General features: G+C 70.7%; 15 protein-coding genes and 1 tRNA gene. 9 read left to right on the forward strand and 7 right to left on the reverse strand.

Annotated features, from left to right (window positions below; translation table 11 throughout):
* Positions 1-72: 72 nt before the first annotated feature.
* Both GA0115240_RS14070 and GA0115240_RS14075 read right to left on the reverse strand, forming a co-directional pair.
* The gene (locus GA0115240_RS14070) at positions 73-687 is read right to left on the reverse strand and encodes an FMN reductase (protein WP_093737013.1); all 615 of its coding nucleotides are present in this window, start codon (positions 685-687) and stop codon (positions 73-75) included.
* Positions 684-1,790: an LLM class flavin-dependent oxidoreductase gene (locus GA0115240_RS14075; RefSeq protein ID WP_093737014.1), complete on the reverse strand. Its 1,107-nt coding sequence runs from the start codon at positions 1,788-1,790 to the stop codon at positions 684-686. The genes GA0115240_RS14070 and GA0115240_RS14075 overlap by 4 nt, the downstream gene beginning before the upstream one ends.
* Positions 1,791-2,174: 384 nt before the next feature.
* Between GA0115240_RS14075 and GA0115240_RS14080 the strand changes: the two genes are divergently transcribed.
* Positions 2,175-2,247, forward strand: a tRNA-Arg gene (locus GA0115240_RS14080).
* 254 nt (positions 2,248-2,501) lie between these two features.
* On the opposite strand, the gene GA0115240_RS14085 is transcribed toward GA0115240_RS14080, so the two are convergent.
* Positions 2,502-2,681: a helix-turn-helix domain-containing protein gene (locus tag GA0115240_RS14085; protein WP_093737015.1), complete on the reverse strand. Its 180-nt coding sequence runs from the start codon at positions 2,679-2,681 to the stop codon at positions 2,502-2,504.
* Positions 2,682-2,916: 235 nt separating this feature from the next.
* Between GA0115240_RS14085 and GA0115240_RS14090 the strand changes: the two genes are divergently transcribed.
* From GA0115240_RS14090 to GA0115240_RS14100, 3 genes are all read left to right on the forward strand, one after another.
* Positions 2,917-3,450: a helix-turn-helix domain-containing protein gene (locus GA0115240_RS14090; protein WP_093737016.1), complete on the forward strand. Its 534-nt coding sequence runs from the start codon at positions 2,917-2,919 to the stop codon at positions 3,448-3,450.
* A 370-nt stretch (positions 3,451-3,820) separates the two neighbouring features.
* A complete protein-coding gene (locus GA0115240_RS14095) occupies positions 3,821-5,044 on the forward strand; it encodes a permease (RefSeq protein WP_093737017.1) in 1,224 nt (407 codons plus the stop codon).
* 40 nt (positions 5,045-5,084) lie between these two features.
* On the forward strand, positions 5,085-6,101 hold the full coding sequence (locus tag GA0115240_RS14100) for an RluA family pseudouridine synthase (RefSeq protein ID WP_093737018.1): 1,017 nt from the start codon (positions 5,085-5,087) through the stop codon (positions 6,099-6,101).
* Positions 6,102-6,166: 65 nt separating this feature from the next.
* Here GA0115240_RS14100 and GA0115240_RS14105 read toward each other — a convergent pair whose 3' ends face one another.
* A complete protein-coding gene (locus GA0115240_RS14105; protein WP_093737019.1) occupies positions 6,167-6,958 on the reverse strand; it encodes a VOC family protein in 792 nt (263 codons plus the stop codon).
* Between the two features lie 200 nt (positions 6,959-7,158).
* Between GA0115240_RS14105 and GA0115240_RS36160 the strand changes: the two genes are divergently transcribed.
* Positions 7,159-7,362 (forward strand): hypothetical protein, encoded by a 204-nt coding sequence (locus GA0115240_RS36160; protein WP_141708834.1) that lies wholly within the window; start codon positions 7,159-7,161, stop codon positions 7,360-7,362.
* 113 nt (positions 7,363-7,475) lie between these two features.
* Here GA0115240_RS36160 and panD read toward each other — a convergent pair whose 3' ends face one another.
* Together panD and GA0115240_RS14115 are read right to left on the reverse strand one after the other, a co-directional pair.
* On the reverse strand, positions 7,476-7,898 hold the full coding sequence (gene panD, locus GA0115240_RS14110; RefSeq protein ID WP_093737020.1) for an aspartate 1-decarboxylase: 423 nt from the start codon (positions 7,896-7,898) through the stop codon (positions 7,476-7,478).
* Positions 7,899-8,015: 117 nt separating this feature from the next.
* Positions 8,016-9,998 (reverse strand): FUSC family protein, encoded by a 1,983-nt coding sequence (locus tag GA0115240_RS14115; RefSeq protein ID WP_093737021.1) that lies wholly within the window; start codon positions 9,996-9,998, stop codon positions 8,016-8,018.
* A gap of 293 nt (positions 9,999-10,291) precedes the next feature.
* On the opposite strand from GA0115240_RS14115, the gene GA0115240_RS14120 reads away from it, so the two are divergent.
* The 4 genes from GA0115240_RS14120 (at position 10,292) to GA0115240_RS14135 (ending at position 15,079) form a co-directional block, all read left to right on the forward strand.
* On the forward strand, positions 10,292-10,726 hold the full coding sequence (locus GA0115240_RS14120; protein WP_093737022.1) for a MarR family winged helix-turn-helix transcriptional regulator: 435 nt from the start codon (positions 10,292-10,294) through the stop codon (positions 10,724-10,726).
* A 153-nt stretch (positions 10,727-10,879) separates the two neighbouring features.
* On the forward strand, positions 10,880-11,092 hold the full coding sequence (locus tag GA0115240_RS14125; protein ID WP_093737023.1) for a heavy-metal-associated domain-containing protein: 213 nt from the start codon (positions 10,880-10,882) through the stop codon (positions 11,090-11,092).
* A 130-nt stretch (positions 11,093-11,222) separates the two neighbouring features.
* The gene (locus tag GA0115240_RS14130; RefSeq protein ID WP_093737024.1) at positions 11,223-13,652 is read left to right on the forward strand and encodes a heavy metal translocating P-type ATPase; all 2,430 of its coding nucleotides are present in this window, start codon (positions 11,223-11,225) and stop codon (positions 13,650-13,652) included.
* Positions 13,653-13,891: 239 nt separating this feature from the next.
* Complete coding sequence (locus tag GA0115240_RS14135) at positions 13,892-15,079, forward strand: DNA glycosylase AlkZ-like family protein (protein ID WP_093737025.1); 1,188 nt, start codon at positions 13,892-13,894, stop codon at positions 15,077-15,079.
* Between the two features lie 33 nt (positions 15,080-15,112).
* Here the strand turns inward: GA0115240_RS14135 and GA0115240_RS14140 are convergent.
* A partial coding sequence (locus GA0115240_RS14140; protein WP_107407144.1) for a D-alanyl-D-alanine carboxypeptidase occupies positions 15,113-16,689 on the reverse strand: 1,577 nt, incomplete at its 5' end.

Genomic DNA, 16,689 nt, shown 5'->3' on the forward strand with positions numbered 1-16,689 from the left:
GCGTAATCACCCCAGTCCGCGTCGCCGCTCAGCGCCCACTCGGCACCGATTACTCAGCGCCTGCCTAAGACGTCATTCCTCAGCGGCCAGAGCCGCGAGTTGCTCCGCGAAGGGGACGACCGTCTCGTCGGCCTCCGAGCGGCGCGCGAGGGGGCGTGCCTCGATCAGGGCAGCCAGCTCCAGCGCCGCCCGGTCGACACGGCTGTCGAGCGCGCCGTCCCCACCCGTACCCCAGTCCTCGGAGGCCGCGTACACCGCTGTCGGTATGACAATCGCCCGCAGATAGGCGAAGAGGGGGCGCATCGCGTGCTCGAGCACCAGCGAGTGACGGGCGCTGCCACCCGTTGCCCCGATCAGCACAGGAGTGCCGGCCAGCGCGTCCTTGTCGATGGTGTCGAAGAACGACTTGAACAGGCCGCTGTACGAGCCGGTGAAGACCGGCGTGACGACGATCAGACCGTCGGCACCGGTCACGGACTCGACGGCGTCGCGCAACCGCGGACCCGGGAAACCGGTGACCATGTTCTGGGCGATCTCGTTCGCCAGCTCGCGCAGCTCGATCACCTGGACATCGAGGTCTCCCTCCCCTGTCTGCCGCCGGGTGGCCTCGGCCAGCCGGTCGGCGAGCAGCCTCGTCGAAGACGGGAGGCTGAGCCCGGCCGTGACCACCACGAGGTTCTTTGTCATGCCTGTGCCTCCTGCGGCTCAGTAACTTCGGCGTCACGGCTCGCGACGAGCGCCTGGTGCGTAGGGCCGTCCGGCACGTCCGCCGGGCGCTTCTTGGCGAATTCCTCGCGCAGCACCGGCACGATCTCCTCACCCAGGATGTCCAGTTGCTCCAGAACGGTCTTCAGGGGCAGACCGGCGTGGTCCATCAGGAACAGCTGACGCTGGTAGTCGCCGAAGGTGTCCCGGAAGGCCAGCGTCTTGTCGATGACCTCCTGCGGGGAGCCGACGGTCAGCGGCGTCTGGTCGGTGAAGTCCTCCAGCGACGGACCGTGCCCGTAAACCGGTGCGTTGTCGAAGTAGGGCCGGAACTCGCGCACCGCGTCCTGGGAATTCTTCCGGACGAAGACCTGCCCGCCGAGACCGACGATCGCCTGTTGGGGCGTGCCGTGGCCGTAGTGGGCGTAGCGCTCGCGGTAGAGGTTGATGAGGCGCTTGAAGTGGTCCTTCGGCCAGAAGATGTTGTTGGCGAAGAAGCCGTCGCCGTAGTACGCGGCCTGCTCGGCTATCTCCGGGCTGCGGATGGAGCCGTGCCAGACGAACGGGGGCACGCCGTCGAGAGGGCGCGGCGTGGACGTGAAGGACTGCAGCGGTGTGCGGAACTTGCCCGCCCAGTCCACCACGTCCTCACGCCACAGCTTGTGCAGCAGCGCGTAGTTCTCGACGGCCAGCGGTATGCCTTGGCGGATGTCCTTGCCGAACCACGGATAGACGGGGCCGGTGTTGCCGCGCCCCAACATCAGGTCGACGCGCCCGTCGGCCAGGTGTTGCAGCATCGCGAAGTCCTCGGCGATCTTCACCGGGTCGTTCGTGGTGATGAGGGTGGTCGACGTGGAGAGGATCAGACGCTCGGTGCGTGCGGCGATATAACCGAGCATGGTCGTGGGAGACGACGGCACGAAGGGCGGATTGTGGTGCTCACCCGTCGCGAAGACGTCGAGTCCGACCTCCTCGGCCTTGAGCGCAATGGTGACCATCGCCTTGATCCGCTCGTGCTCGCTGGGGGTCCGCCCGGTGGTCGGGTCCGCGGTGACGTCGCCGACCGTGAAGATACCGAACTGCATTTCTCCCACCGTCCCATTTGGTTGATTGTTCAACCACTCGAACATCCCGGTCCGGGCCGCTATTCCCGCCGCCCACAGCCCCCGGCCGCGCCCCCACCCCATGGGCCCCCGACCCAGCGGGCTCCCCGTCCCAGGGCGCTCCCCCGGCCCTGGCGACTTACTCGGCGGGCCGCCGCCCGAGCGGTCGTGCACGCCAGCGGCAGATCCCGGCCGGGCCCGAAGCATCCCCTACCCACCCCTGTCCATTGTCCCGCCGCCGATGGGGGACCTGCGACCGCGGCCGAGGAACTCCCACCCCCTTAACGTGCTGCGTCTCGATGACTGCGGTCAGCGGTCGTCGTCCGCAGGTGATCCGGTACTCTGTCGGTGGTTCAGACACTCCCCGCCCCAGTAGCTCAGGGGATAGAGCACGGCTCTCCTAAAGCCGGTGTCGCAGGTTCGAATCCTGCCTGGGGCACAGACATCGCCGCCGGGCCTCGGCGAGCGAGTGGGGCGACGACCCCGTTGGCAGCGCCGCCGACCCGGCCGTTCGCCGCCCCCCGACGCAGGACTCGTGATGACCGTGGGCCCGTTGCGCGCCGAAGGCCGGCGAGGGGGCCGACCGCCGTTCGGACCTCGACGCGCTCAGGGGGACCATCCGAACTGACCAACGAATGCGGGACGACTGCGGTTGTTCCCTCGTTCGAGTGAACGCGTGTTCGACAGTCGCCCTCACCGGTCGTGCGTGATGGCAGCGGTCGGCACGTCGAGGGCGTGGGCGTAACGGCGGATGGTCTCATCGCTCGCTCCGACGAGCCCGCGCTCCAATCGGGACAGATGGCCCCGGTCGAGACCGGTCCTTGCCTGCATGTCCCGCAGGCTCATCTTCCGAGCCGTGCGGAGTGCCCTCATGGCCGCGCCGTTCGGTCTCACATCCTGAAATTAGCCGCATACGGCCCGACTCGCAAGCAGGTTTCCGAGCCTCAGACGCTCCCTTAAGAGCAGTGAGGCTCATACGCGTAAGGGCATGCCGTTCCTCCGATGCGCCGTCATGCAACCCAGCGGCGGCTTCCGCTCCCCTCCCCCGCAGGTCAAAAGCTCGAAAGTCGCCTCCTTGGTTGCATGGACTACGGCATGATGGGGCCCCATGGACGGAGACTGGTTGCGACTGGGCAGAGCCGTACGGGCAGCACGCGGCAGCAAGGGGCTCAGCCAGGTGAAACTCAGCGAGTTGGCCGGCGTCGGGCGGACGGTGATCCAGACGATCGAACGCGGCGGCGGCTTCGATCGCGTCACCTCGACTCTGCGAAGCCTCGAAGTCGCCCTCGACTGGAAGCGGGGCTCGATCGAGAGCATTCTCGACGGCGGCGACCCGCTGCCACTGAGCGAACCAGGGAAACAGGACTCCGCCGGGCAATTCTCGCAAGGCGCCTACGCGAGCCTGCCGTTCCGGGTGACTCATACGCTCCTCGAGGGCACCACCCTCGATACCAGGATCGTGCCTCTGACACCGAACGCCGACATGGTCGTGGTCGTGATGGGGAAGCCGAGGTCGACGCCCGAGCAGCTGAAAACGGCACTGCTGGCCTGGGAGGAGGAGCAGGGTCACCTGGCGCGGCTGGACAGGCTCTCCGAGGAGCCGCAGGCCGTATCGGAGCAGCGGCGCGAGCTGGGCTCGTAAGCGGCTCGATCAGGCTCGGCTCCCGCCGCGGCGGAGTTATCCACAACCCATCGCTTTCCGCTCACATCGGGCACTTTTTTGTGGTTGCATGATCGCACCGGCGAGGGGGCCACCGCCCGGGTGTTCAGGGGGCCGAGTGATTCGGGTTCTACGCACGTCCAGCCTGCCCGACGGCGTTTTGCTGTGGATCAGGCCCTACAAGCAGGGTTATGTGGTGTACGTGGCACCGGCGCTTCTTTCCACGACCGCGAGCTCCCGGCTCCGGACACCGCTGTGGAAGGACGGGCCTGACGTCCTGGTGTGGAGGTAGCGGCAGCGCGCCGAGAAGTCGCGGCGGCTGCGGGCCGCGACAGAGGAACGGGGGCGCCGCATGCACGCCGTCTGGCACGCACTGTCCATCACCTGGTCGATGACCTGGGAGATCACCTGGGCACTGATTCTGGGGTTCGCGCTCTCCGCGGTGGTGCAGGCGTTGGTCCGCAAGTCGACCGTGGTGCGGCTGCTGGGGGACGATCGCCCGCGGACTTTGGGGATGGCGGCGCTGCTGGGGGCGGCGTCGTCCTCCTGCTCGTATGCGGCGGTGGCGCTGGCCCGCTCACTGATCGTCAAGGGGGCGGATTTCACAGCGGCGATGGCCTTCGAGATCGCGTCGACGAATCTGGTGGTCGAACTCGGCGCAATCCTCGCCTTGCTGATGGGGTGGCAGTTCACCGCTGCGGAGTTCATCGGCGGGCCCGTCATGATCCTGGTACTGGCCGTGCTCTTCCGGCTACTGCTGCGGGAGCGGTTGCTGCGGGCGGCCCGGGAGCAGGCGGAGCGCGGGGTGGCCGGGTCGATGGAGGGACATGCCGCGATGGACATGTCCGTGGGGGGTGAGGGATCGTTCCGGCGGCGACTGCTGTCCCGGGAGGGGTTCACCTCAGTGGCGCATGTGTTCGTCATGGAGTGGGCGGCCGTGCTGCGCGACCTCGTGCTGGGTTTGCTGATCGCGGGGGCTATCGCGGCGTGGGTGCCGGACTCGTTCTGGCGGACGTTCTTCTTCGAAGGCCACCCGCTGGCGGCGAAACTGTGGGGGCCGATCATCGGACCGCTGGTGGCGGTGGTGTCCTTCGTCTGCTCGATCGGCAATGTGCCGCTCGCCGTGGTGCTGTGGAAGGGCGGCATCAGCTTCGGCGGAGTGGTCGCGTTCATCTTCGCGGACCTGCTGATCCTGCCGATTCTGAACATCTACCGCCGGTGTTACGGACTACGTATGACCGGCTTTCTTGCGATCACCTTCTATGCGGCGACCGTGGTGGCCGGCTACGTGGTGGAAGTGATCTTCGGTGGTGGCGGCCTCGTCCCGGACCAGGCGGACGCGACCGTGCCCGCGGACGGCGTCATGTGGAACTACACGACATGGCTCAACATCGTCTTCCTGCTGCTGGCGGCCGCGCTCATCGTCCGCTTCTGGCGCAGCGGCGGCCTGGCGATGCTGCGCATGATGGGTGGCGCGCCGACGCGGCCCGACAGCGCCCACGACAGCGATGACAGTGATGACAGCCATGACGACCACCACGACCACGGCAACCACGGCGGTCAGGCGCCCACATAACCTGGCAGCGGCGGGCGGGCGAGCAGGAGGTGAGGGCACGATGGCGCGCAGACCTGGTCGGAAGGCGCCGCCCTCACCGCTGGAGCAGCGCGACGGGGTGGACCCGGTGTGTCTCCGGCTGCCGGGTGGTTCCGGCCACGACGGAAAGACCGCCGGGCCCGAGGGCGCCGGGCCGACGACCATACGCGGATACCTGCTGGAGCGTTACGCCGCGGCCATCGGCCCCGAGCGGGTCGAGGCGATGCTGGCCGCCGGGCGCTTCGTGGGCGAGGGGGGCCGCCCGGTGGACACGATGACGCCGTACGAGGCGGGGAGTCATGTCTGGTTCCACCGCGACTTCGCACCGGAGTCGCCAGTGCCCTTCGCGATCGAGGTCGTCCACCGCGACGACCGGATCGTGGTCGCCGACAAGCCGCATTTCCTCGCCACCACCCCGCGCGGGCGGCACATCACGCAGACCGCGGTGGCCAGGCTGCGACGGGACCTGGGCCTGCCGCGTCTTTCCCCGGCGCATCGGCTGGACCGGTTGACCGCGGGGCTAGTGTTGTTCGTCGTGCGGCCCGAGGACCGCGGCGCTTACCAGACGCTGTTCCGGGACCGCAGGGTGCGCAAGGAGTACGAAGCCGTCGCCGCCTACGACCCGGCAGTCGAGCTGCCACGGACTGTCCGCAGCCGGATCGTGAAGGAGCACGGAGTGCTGGCCGCGCAGGAGGTGCCCGGGCCGGTGAACGCCGAGAGCCGGATCGAGCTGCTGGCCCATCGCGGGGGCCTCGGGCACTATCTGCTGCTGCCCTCGACGGGCCGCACCCACCAGCTGCGGGTCCATATGAACGCCCTCGGCCTGCCCCTGCTGAACGATCCGCTGTATCCCGAGACCGCACCGGAACTCGCCGAGGACGATCCCGGCCGCTTCGATGGTCCGCTGCAACTACTGGCTCGAACGGTGGAGTTCTCCGATCCGTGGACGGGACGACCGTTGCGCTTCGAGAGCAGGCGGGAGCTGGCCTCCTGGCGGGACGCCGAGAAGCATGCGGATGAGCGGGATGACGCGGGATGACGCGGCCGCTGGGCGGGAGCCCGACGCGGTGACCGCGGCCTGCGGGGGTACGACGCGGGCGGACTTCAGGACATGCTCTCCTCGGGGGTGAGCAGGGCGAAAAAGGCACCCTCGGGGTCCTTGAGCAGCGCCATCCGCCCGACGCCCTCCATGTCGGTGGCGGGCATGAGGACGGTGCCGCCGCTCGCGGCCGCCTTGGCGGCGACGGCGTCGCAGTCCGCGACCGCGAAGTACGGCTGCCAGTAGCTGAAGCCGTCCGGAAGCATCTCCGTGCCGAGCTGCATGATGCCGCCGTGCGATCCCTCCTGGCCCCCGCCGGAGCGCGAGACGACGACGTAGTTCCCGGCGCCGCCGGGGAGGGGTGTGTCCTCGTAGTCCCAGTCGAACACGCTGTCGTAGAAGCGCTTGGCCTGCTGGGCGTTGGTGGTGTAAAGCTCGGTCCAGCACAGCCCTCCGCCGCCGACGCGGTCCAGGCCCTTGTTGGTGCCGGGCTGCCACACGGCGAAGTCCGCCCCGTCCGGATCGGTGTAACCGGCCAGGCGGCCGTGGTCGGCCACGTCCATCGGCGCGAAGCGGACGGAGCCGCCGGCCTGCTCGACGGCTTCGGTGGTGGCGTCGGCGTCGGCCGTTTCGAAATAGACGATCCACGCGGGCTTGGCGTTGTCTCCCTGCAGCGGCCCCATGGCGGCGACGGTCTGGCCGGCCAGCTCGAACATGCCGTAGCCGCCCGCCTCGGGGCCCGCGGAACGGAAGTCCCAGTCGAACAGGGCCTTGTAGTACGCGGCGGCGGACGCGATGTCGCGGGTGCCCAGATCGATCCAGCTGGGCGCGCCGGGCACGTAGTCGTTGGTGAGCATCGTGCTGACCTCCGTGGACTGAGGGATATGCCGGATTCGAACGCTGTGTCCTCCCTCACATCAGCATGGCAGCAGGCAGTGACAAGCGCCGTCCGCAGGCAGGTCACGGGTGACGACCGGCTGCACCGCGTGAGCCGGCGCACACAGGGATGGGCCAAACGGATTCGGGATTGTCAGTGGTGCCGTCTAGGGTTGTTCACATGTACGGGGGAAGACTCGATCAGGCGAATACGGCTCTGCGCGCTTATGTGCAGGAGCACGGTGACCGTCCTTGGACGGCCGAAGAGCTCGCGGAGCTGGCGCGGCTGCGCGCCCGCTGGACGTCCGCGGCGCGCGAGTCCCGGATGCAGATACGCCCGGTGGCCGGCCCGGTCAGCGGTTCCGCGGTGATGACCGCGGCCTGATCCCCGGCGGGGCGTATGTCCCGCGGGTCACGCTTCCCGGCCGGCCCTCTTCCGGTGGTCCTCGGGTCAGTCCTCCGGTGCCGCTGCCGGCACCTCGGGTGCGCTTTTCCGCTTCAGGCGTGCGCGGCTGCGTGCGGCGGGCGAACGGTGTCCGTACCGGGGGCGGGCTCGGCGGTGTCCTCGCCCAATGCGGTGATCCGGTTGGCGGCGTCCACATGGACGACGGCCGGGCGCAGGGTGCGGGCCTCCGCGTCCTCCACCTGGGCATAGCTGATCAGGATGACCAGATCGCCGGGATGCACGAGGTGCGCTGCCGCGCCGTTGATACCGATCACGCCCGAGCCGCGCTCACCCTCGATGACGTACGTCTCCAGGCGGGCGCCGTTGCTGATGTCGACAATGTGGACCAGTTCGCCCGGCAGCAGGTCGGCGGCGTCCATCAGGTCGCGGTCGACGGTCACGGAGCCCACATAGTGCAGATCCGCCTGGGTCACCGTGGCCCGGTGGATCTTGGACTTGAACATGGTGCGCAGCATGCCGCCGCCTCCTGGTGATGAGCGGGTCGCGTCCTTGAGGGGGTACGCGCCGACGCATCCAGGGTAGAGCCGGCGTCGGCGGCTGCGGTCGGGGGGTGCGGGGGAGTGCGGAAGATCTCAGCGGTCGGCTGTCCGGCCGCCCACCGGCGTCAGCCGGCGGGCAGGGAGTCCGGTACGGGGGCGGCGGGGGTCTGTGGCGCGGCGGGCGCGGGCAGCCGGTCGTAGAGCTCGGCGAGGGAGGTGTTGAGCCGGAGGAGGGGGGCGGGGCCGCGTGCGCGGCAGGCGGGGCGGGAGAGCGCCGGGTCGGTGGCCGAGACGGCGGCGGACCTGACCGATGTTGAGCGCGGTCAGACCGAGTTGGGGGCCGGCTGTGGCAAGCGCCGCGCCTTCGGTGGCGGCCAGCGCGCGGGCGGCGTGGGCGCAAGCGATCAGGGCGTCGGCCCAGTCGGCGGGGTGCGAGGTACCGGCGGGGCGTCGGCGGGGCACGGCGCCGGGGCTGGGGACGCGGCGGCTGAGGACGCGGCTGCCGAGGAGGCGGCCGTTGAGGAGGCGCCCTTTGAGGAGGCGGTGTGCCCGGGCGGGGGCGGAGGCGTCGTTCAGGTCGCCGGCGGCGCGATCGATGCGGCGGGCAAGGCGTCGTACGGCGGCGGGTTCGGGGTCGGCTTCGCGGACGGCGCCCAAAAGGTCCTGGAGTGCTTGGAGAGCGCGGGCGGCGCGGCCGCGCATGACCGCTTCGGTCCGGAGCGGCAGCACGAAGAAGGCGGCGGCTATGGCGCAGGCCGAGCCGAGCAGGATGCCTTCCGGACGCTGGACGAGCAGGGCGGTGCCCCGTTCGCCGTTCAGGTTGTAGAGGACAGCGAGCAGGCTGGTGACGCAGAACGCCCAGATCGCGTAGTTGAGGTCGCGCAGCCAGACGCCGATCAGCAAATAGCAGAAGATGACGGTCACCGCGGCGACCGGGGCGCCGGCTACCAGGTGGGCGATGAGGGTTCCGGTGAGCGCACCGGTGAAGGCACCGGCGACTCGCAGGCCGCTGCGGTGCACGACGTCGCCGCGGCCGCGTGCGGCGCTGCACACCACGAACGCGGTGATCACCGTCCACATCCAGTGCTGGGGGAAAAGCAGGTGGCCGATGGCGAAGGCGGCAGCCATGGCCATGGTGAGCTGGGCGGCCAGCCGGGTCTGGGGCTGCAGGTCGCGCAGGCCGCCGGTTCGGCGGCGAGGGGCGGCTGCCTCGGGGTCCGGGCGTTCGCGCGCCCGTATGCGGCGGACCACGACGGCCTGCTCGCGGACCGCGGACAGCGCGGTGTCCAAGGCCGCCTCCGCGCGGTGGGTTTCGGCGTCCGACATGCCCGGGGGCCGGTCGGCTCCGACTTCGGCGTGGAGTACGGCGGTCGCCAGGGCGTCGAGCGGGGCGCGGTCGGCGCCGTCGCGGAGGACGGCGGCATCGAGTCGGTCCTCGATGGTGAGGGCGGTGCGATGCACGGTGGCGGCGGTCCGGGTGTGCCCGCGATCACCTGCGGGCGCGGCGCGCAGACGGGCTACGGCGAGTGGCAGATCGAGCGCGGCCGCCGCGGCCTCCCGGGTGGGCCGGGTGGGCAGCAGCGACTGGACGGCGATCACGCAGGCGACCGCGATCAGACCGGCGACGCCGCCCCACAGCGGACCGGTTGTCCTGGCGGCGCCCGGCGGGATGGGGACGACCAGAACGGAGATCAGCGGAGTCAGGGCGAGCCGGCCGAAGCGGCGCACCTTGCCGCCGAACCGCATCAGGTACCGGGAAGCACCGACCGCCGCGACGAAGGCCCCGGCGCCCAGCCAGGTGTGGTGGATCATGAAGCGGCCGGTGAAGGCCGCGAGAATGCCGATCGCGGGCACGTAGAACAGCGCGGAGAGTCGATGCGGGAGGCTGGTCGCGTGCAGCGTGCGCGAGACCAGGACGGCGACGACGGTGGCGATGACCACCATGCCGCCGGGCAGATCAGCGGATCGGCAGACCGCCCAGGCGGTGAGCAGCGCGGCAAGGGCGGCGATGATCGTACGTATGGCGATGTGCAGCAGCACCCGGCCGGGATCGAGCAGCCGCAGTCGGATCAGCATTCTTGTCCGCCCCCTGTCACCCGTCCGCGTGCTGTCGCGTATCGCATGTCGCGTGCGGCCGTATGCCGTCGCGTGCGGCGCCGCGCGGCCACGCGCCTCCACCTGCTGCCGAACCGCTGCGGCGCCGCACGCCATCGCGCGCAGAAGATCACCCGTACGACGACGCGAAAGTCCGATATTACGAAGCCTTGCGTACGACTATCGCATCTTTCGAGGCGAAGATGCCGTCCAATCAGTCACTTCACAGCCATCATACGATGAAGATCGTACGCTTTGCTTAGAAAATGGCAGCCATGTTTCCTCCTCCGCCTCTTGACTCCGCCGCCGTTGTCCGCCGCGCGGTGAACCGGCTCAGCCGCCGCATGCGCGCCGAGCGGCTGCCCGACAGCCTGCCGAACGGCAAGCTCGGCGTCCTCGCCCACCTCTACCGGTCCGGAGCGGGCAGTCCCAGTGCGATCGCGGCCGCCCTGCACGTGCAACCGCAGTCGCTGACCCGCTCGCTGGCGGCATTGGAAGAGGACGGCCTGGTCACCCGTACCCGGGACGCGGTCGACGGGCGACAGCAGCGGATCGATCTGACGCCGGACGGCTTCGAGGCGATGGCGCGCGATGTGAACCACCGTGACGCCTGGCTGCGTGCGCGGATGGAATCGGAGCTGAACGAGACCGAGCGGGAGGTGCTGCGGTTGGCCGCCCGGCTGCTCGACCGGTTGGCGGAGGACGACTGACTCCTGCGCGGGCAGGTCAGACGGTCGTATCAGCAGCTCTCCATACCCCCAGGGGGTAGTATCGCTCTTACCCCTAGGGGGTATACCGTGGAGGACGTGTAGGAGGGGAAGACAGTGAAGAGTCACCTTCGCGCGCATCACGAGGAGCACAGCATGAGCGAGACCGTCTACTCGGTGACCGGGATGAGCTGCGGCCACTGCGAGTCGGCCGTCACCAAGGAGGTCACCGGCATTCCCGGGGTCACCTCCGTGACGGCTGTGGCGAAGACCGGGCTGCTGACCATCGCCTCCGAGCAGCCGCTCGATGTGGAGTCGGTGCGGGCGGCGGTGGACGAAGCGGGTTACGAGCTCGTCGGCCCCGCCTGAGACCCGGCCCAGCCGACCCCGGCCAACCACCAGCAGACCGCCGCCCCGCGACCCGCAAGGCTGCGCACCGAGACGGACCGCACCCCCGCACACCCGCCCGACGGACCGACCGACCGACCAGGGAGTGGAAATGGCCACCACCACCGCGCACCCGGACGGCGGGCCCGCCGAGCAGCGGATCGAGCTGGAGATCGGCGGCATGACCTGCGCGTCCTGCGCCGCCCGTATCGAGAAGAAGCTCAACCGGATGGACGGGGTGAGCCTGGCCACCGTCAACTACGCGACTGAGAAGGCGAAGGTGGCCTTCGGGGAGGGAGTCGTGGTCGGCGACCTCATTGCGACGGTCCGGGCCACCGGATACACGGCCGCACTCCCCGCCGCCCACTCCGTCCACCCCGTCCAGCCTGTCCAGCCCCCTCCCCCGTCCCCGCCAAGCCGTGAGAGCCCGGAACCGCAGGACCGGCTCCCGCTGCACGGCGACGTGAGGACCGCGCCCGACCAGGCGGCGGAAGACCCCGGACTCGCCACGCTGCGCCAGCGGCTGACCACCGCTGTCGTCCTCGCCGTCCCGGTGATCGCCCTGTCGATGATCCCGGCGCTGCAGTTCACCAACTGGCAGTGGCTCGCGCTCACCCTGGCCTCACCCGTCGTGGTCTACGCCGGCTGGCCGTTCCACCGTGCGGCCTGGGCTAACGCCCGGCACGGCGCCGCCACCATGGACACGCTGGTCTCGGTCGGCACGCTCGCGGCCTTCGGCTGGTCGCTGTGGGCACTGTTCTTCGGTACGGCGGGGATGCCCGGCATGAGGCACCCGTTCGCGTTCACCATCGGTCGCGGCGACGCCGGGGGCGACATCTACCTGGAGGCGGCCGCCGGAGTCACCGCCTTCATCCTCGCCGGCCGCTACTTCGAGGCGCGTGCCAAGCGCCGGGCGGGGGCGGCCTTGCGCGCCCTGCTGGAACTCGGCGCCAGGGATGTCGTGGTGCTGCGCCGAGACCCAGCCGGTGAAGACGGTCAAGACGCCGATGACCGTCACAGCGGTCCGGATAGGGAAGTGCGCGTCCCCGTGGCCGATCTGTCGGTCGGCGACCGCTTCGTGGTGCGGCCGGGGGAGAAGATCGCCACCGACGGGGTCGTACGCGAAGGCGGTTCGGCGGTGGACGCCTCGATGCTGACCGGGGAATCGGTGCCGGTGGAGGTCGGACCCGGGTCGCGGGTCGCGGGTGCGACGGTGAACGCCGGCGGCCGGATCGTGGTCGAGGCGCTGCGGGTCGGCGCCGACACCCAACTGGCCCGGATGGCGCGGCTGGTGGAGGACGCGCAGAACGGCAAGGCGGCGGCCCAGCGGCTCGCCGACCGGATATCGGCGGTGTTCGTACCGTCGGTGATCGTGTTGGCGCTGGGCACCCTCGCGGTGTGGCTGGCGCTCGGCGAGGGCGCGAGCGCGGCTTTCACCGCCGCTGTCGCCGTGCTGATCATCGCCTGCCCGTGCGCGCTGGGTCTGGCGACGCCGACCGCGCTGCTGGTGGGGACCGGACGAGGCGCCCAACTCGGCATTCTGATCAAGGGCCCCGAGGTGCTGGAGTCCACTCGGGCCGTCGACACGGTGGTCCTGGACAAGACCGGCACGGTCACCACGGGGGTGATGACGCTCAGCGGGATCCACCTCGCCCGCGCGGCCGACGCGGACGCCAAGGACGTACTGCGGCTGGCCGGCGCGCTGGAGCATGCCTCCGAGCACCCGGTGGCGCGGGCGATCACCGCCGCCGCGGCGGAGCGGGGCATCGAACTGCCCCCGGTCGCTGCTGACTTCGGCGCCGTGCCGGGGCTGGGCGTGCACGGCACTGTCGACGGGCACGCGGTGACGGTCGGGCGGGAGCAACTGCTCGGGGCTTCGGGCGCGTTGCTCCCTCCCGAGCTGGTCGAGGCCAAGGCCGCGGCCGAGCAGCGCGGTGGTACGGCGATCGCCGTCGCCTGGGACGGGCGGGTCCGCGCGGTCCTGGTGGTCGCCGACGCGGTGAAGCCGACGAGCGCGGAGGCGGTGCGCCGACTGCGTGCGCTGGGCTTGCGGCCGGTGCTGCTCACCGGCGACAACGCGGCGGTCGCCGCTGCCGTCGCCGCGGAGATCGGCATCGGACCGGCCGACGTCCACGCCGAGGTGCTGCCCGAGGACAAGGTGGCTGTGGTGCGCGGCCTCCAGGAGCAGGGCCGCACGGTCGCGATGGTCGGTGACGGGGTGAATGACGCGGCGGCGCTGGCGCAGGCCGATCTGGGGCTCGCGATGGGTACCGGCACCGACGCGGCGATCGAGGCCGGTGATCTCACGCTCGTCCGGGGTGACCTCCTGGTGGTCGCCGACGCGATCCGCCTGTCGCGGCGGACCCTTGCCACGATCAGAAGCAATCTCTTCTGGGCCTTCGCCTACAACCTGGCCGCGATTCCGCTGGCCGCGGCGGGCTTGCTCAACCCGATGATCGCCGGCGCGGCGATGGCCTTCTCCTCGGTCTTCGTGGTCGGCAACAGTCTGCGGCTGCGCGGTTTCAAGCCGCTGGCCGACTAAGGGCTGTCCCGTAATCCCCGGCGGGCGCGCGACGACAGCTACGGCACCTCGCTGCGTTGTCGGGCCCGTCCGAATACGACCCGGTATGAGGACGACCCACCGCCTTGCGATGCACCGCATCTGACGCCGCACGCTGATCCACCGCGGATTACGGGACAGCCCTTAGGGCCTCGCCGGTCCCGGGGGCGGCTTCTCCCCTCCGGCTGCCCCGCCGCGACCGGCATGGCACCGTTGGGCCCATGCGTGCTCAGGCGGTGCTGATCGGGGTCGAGGAGCGGCGGGCGCGGGTCCGGGCGCGGCAGTTGGCGAAGGTGGCGGACGTCGGCGGCGTGGTGGACGGGTTGGTCGCTCTGCACGCGACCGATCCGGCCACCGTGTTCCTGTCGGTCGCCGCGCGGCTGCGCCGGCCGCACGGCGTCTTCACGGCGGTGGAGGAGGCGCTCTACGGCTCGGGGCCGGCTTCCCCGCCCCGGTTGGTGCGGATGCTGGCGATGCGGCGGACGATGTTCGTGGTGGGCCGGGAGCGCGCGCCGGAGGTGTTCGCGGCGGCGGGACGGGACATCGCGGTGCGGGAGCGCGGGAAGCTGCTGGCGTATCTCGCGGAGGGCGGTGGCTGGGACGCCGGGTGGCTGGCCGAGGTCGAGGCCGAGGTCGAGGCCGCGCTGGACCGGCACGGGGACAGCAGCGGCGCCCAACTCTCCAGACTCGTGCCGAGGTTGCGCGAGCAGGTGGTGGTCGCGCGCGGGAAGCCGTACGAGGCGACGCAGAATGTGGCGAGCCGTGTCATCCGCACCATGGCCGCCGAGTACCGGATCGAGCGGCGTCGGCCGGCCGGTTCCTGGACGAGCAGCCAGTTCCGCTGGGCGAGGGCGCAGCCGCTGCCGGACCGGCCCGTGGGGCAGGCGCGGGCGGCGGTCGTACGGGCCTGGCTGCGCGCGTACGGACCCGCTACGGAGGCCGACGCCAAGTGGTGGACGGGTTGGACGCTCGCCGAGGTCCGCAAGGCCCTGAAGGCGGTGGACGCCGAACCCGTGCGGCTGGACGAGGCCGCGGGGCAGCCGGGTTGGGTGCTGCCGGGCGACACCGGCCCGACGCAGCCACCGCCGCTCACCGCTCTGTTGCTGCCCGGGCTCGATCCCACGCCGATGGGCTGGCAGGACCGGGACTGGTTCCTGCCGCGCACGCACCGGGACGCGCTCTTCGACGGGACCGGGAATGTGGGCCCGACCGTGTGGTGGGGCGGCGAGGTGATCGGCGGCTGGGCGCAGCGGCCCGACGGGGCCGTGGTGTGGCGGCAGTTGACGGATCGGGGTGCGACGGCGGCGCGGGCGGCCGACACGGCGGCGGCCGAACTGACCGAGCTGCTCGGGGGCGTACGGATCACACCGCGCTTCCGTACGCCCCTGGAGCGGGAACTGTCCGCCTGACAACCTGACAACGCGCCTTTCGGCGATCGGCGTTCAGCCGAGCCGGACGAGTTTCTTGCCGAACGACGGTTCGTGCAGGCCGCTCTGCAGCACCACCGGCACGCTCGTGAGGGCCTTGCCGGTGCCGAAGCTGAGCTTGCCGACCGCGGTGCCGGCCTCCGCGTTGTGCGGCACACCGCTGGAGTTGGGGCTCAGCGTGAGGCGCACCTTCATGCCGGGCCAGCCGATCGCGGTCAGGTTCTGCGCGGCCACCACCGGGGTGGTGCCGCCCATGTGGTCGCTGACCTCGCCGACGACCTCGCCCTTCTTCACTATCGTCGTCGAGGTCAGGCCGCCTTGAACGGACTCGATCAGCTTCTGGCTGTTCGCCAGCGCGACGGTGAGGCTGTCGAAGACGGTGTCGCCGCCGCGCTGCTGGAGCACGACGCCGAGGATCAACTGCTCCTTGCCGTCGACCTTCTTGTTGGCCGCCCACATCAGGGCGCCGCCGGCCGGGGTGCTGGAACCGGTCTTGACGCCGATGACGCCGACATGGACCAGGTCGTTGTTGTTGTTGTAGATCGTGCCGACGCCGGGGATGTCGACGTTGGGCTGTGCGACGACGGACCGGAAGACGTCGTTGTTCATCACCTGGCGGGCCAGCTTGAGCTGGTCCTCGGCGGTGCTGACGGTGGTCTCCTCGAAGCCGCTGGCACCGGTGTAGGTGGTGTGGGTCATGCCGAGGCCGGCGGCGGCCTTCGTCATCTTGGCGACGAACGCCTGCTGCGTTCCGGCGTCCCAACGGGCCAGCAGCCGGGCGATGTTGTTGCCGGACGGGATCAGCAGCAGCTGCAGCATCTGCCGTTCGCTGAACTTCTGCCCCATCTTGACCGCGGCGGTGGACTCGTCGGTGGACGACGACTCGTCGGCGGCCTGCTGGTCGACGGCGATCTGCGGGCCGTTCTGCTTACCGCTGATCGGATGGTCGCGCAGTATCAGGTACGCGGTCATCACCTTCGTGACGCTCGCGATCGGTACGGGCGTCTGGGCACCGTGCACCCCCAGCGAGCCGAGGCCTTCGACCTCGGCGACCGACTGGCCCTGCTTCGGCCACGGCATGGACTGCGGGAGCGGGGCGCCGTCGAAGGTGAACGACGGGGACGCGGTCAGCTCCACGTCCGGAGCCGGCAGCGGGCGCACCGCCTGCACCACGACGAAGACCACCGCGAGCAGAACGACCAGCGGCGTCCAGATCTTGAAGCGGCGCAGGGTGCTGCGCCAGGCGGTCTGGCGCGGGGGCGGGGTGTTGGTCAGTTCGGCGAGCAGTTTCAGGGGGGCCTGCTCGGGGGGCGGCGGCACGGCCATCCCCCGCGTGCCCTCGGGCCCGATCGGCTCCCCCTCGACGGGTTCGGTGACCGTGGCGCTCCCGTCCGCGGCGGCGCCGTCGGCGCGCTTCGTCCGAGCGGGCTTCTTGGCGGCGGGCGGCAGCGGCACGGGGGCCGGCCGCATCGGCGCGTACGGGCTCGTACGGGCCGCGACGGGCCTGCCGGGGGCGCCGAACACCACCGGGCCGTCGCCCTCGCCGTCGGGGCGCGGCGGGAGGTCGGAGACGAGCGGCTTCACCAGGCGCC

Origin of the sequence: Streptomyces sp. DvalAA-14 (assembly GCF_900091855.1) — a bacterium.
Lineage (GTDB): Bacteria > Actinomycetota > Actinomycetes > Streptomycetales > Streptomycetaceae > Actinacidiphila.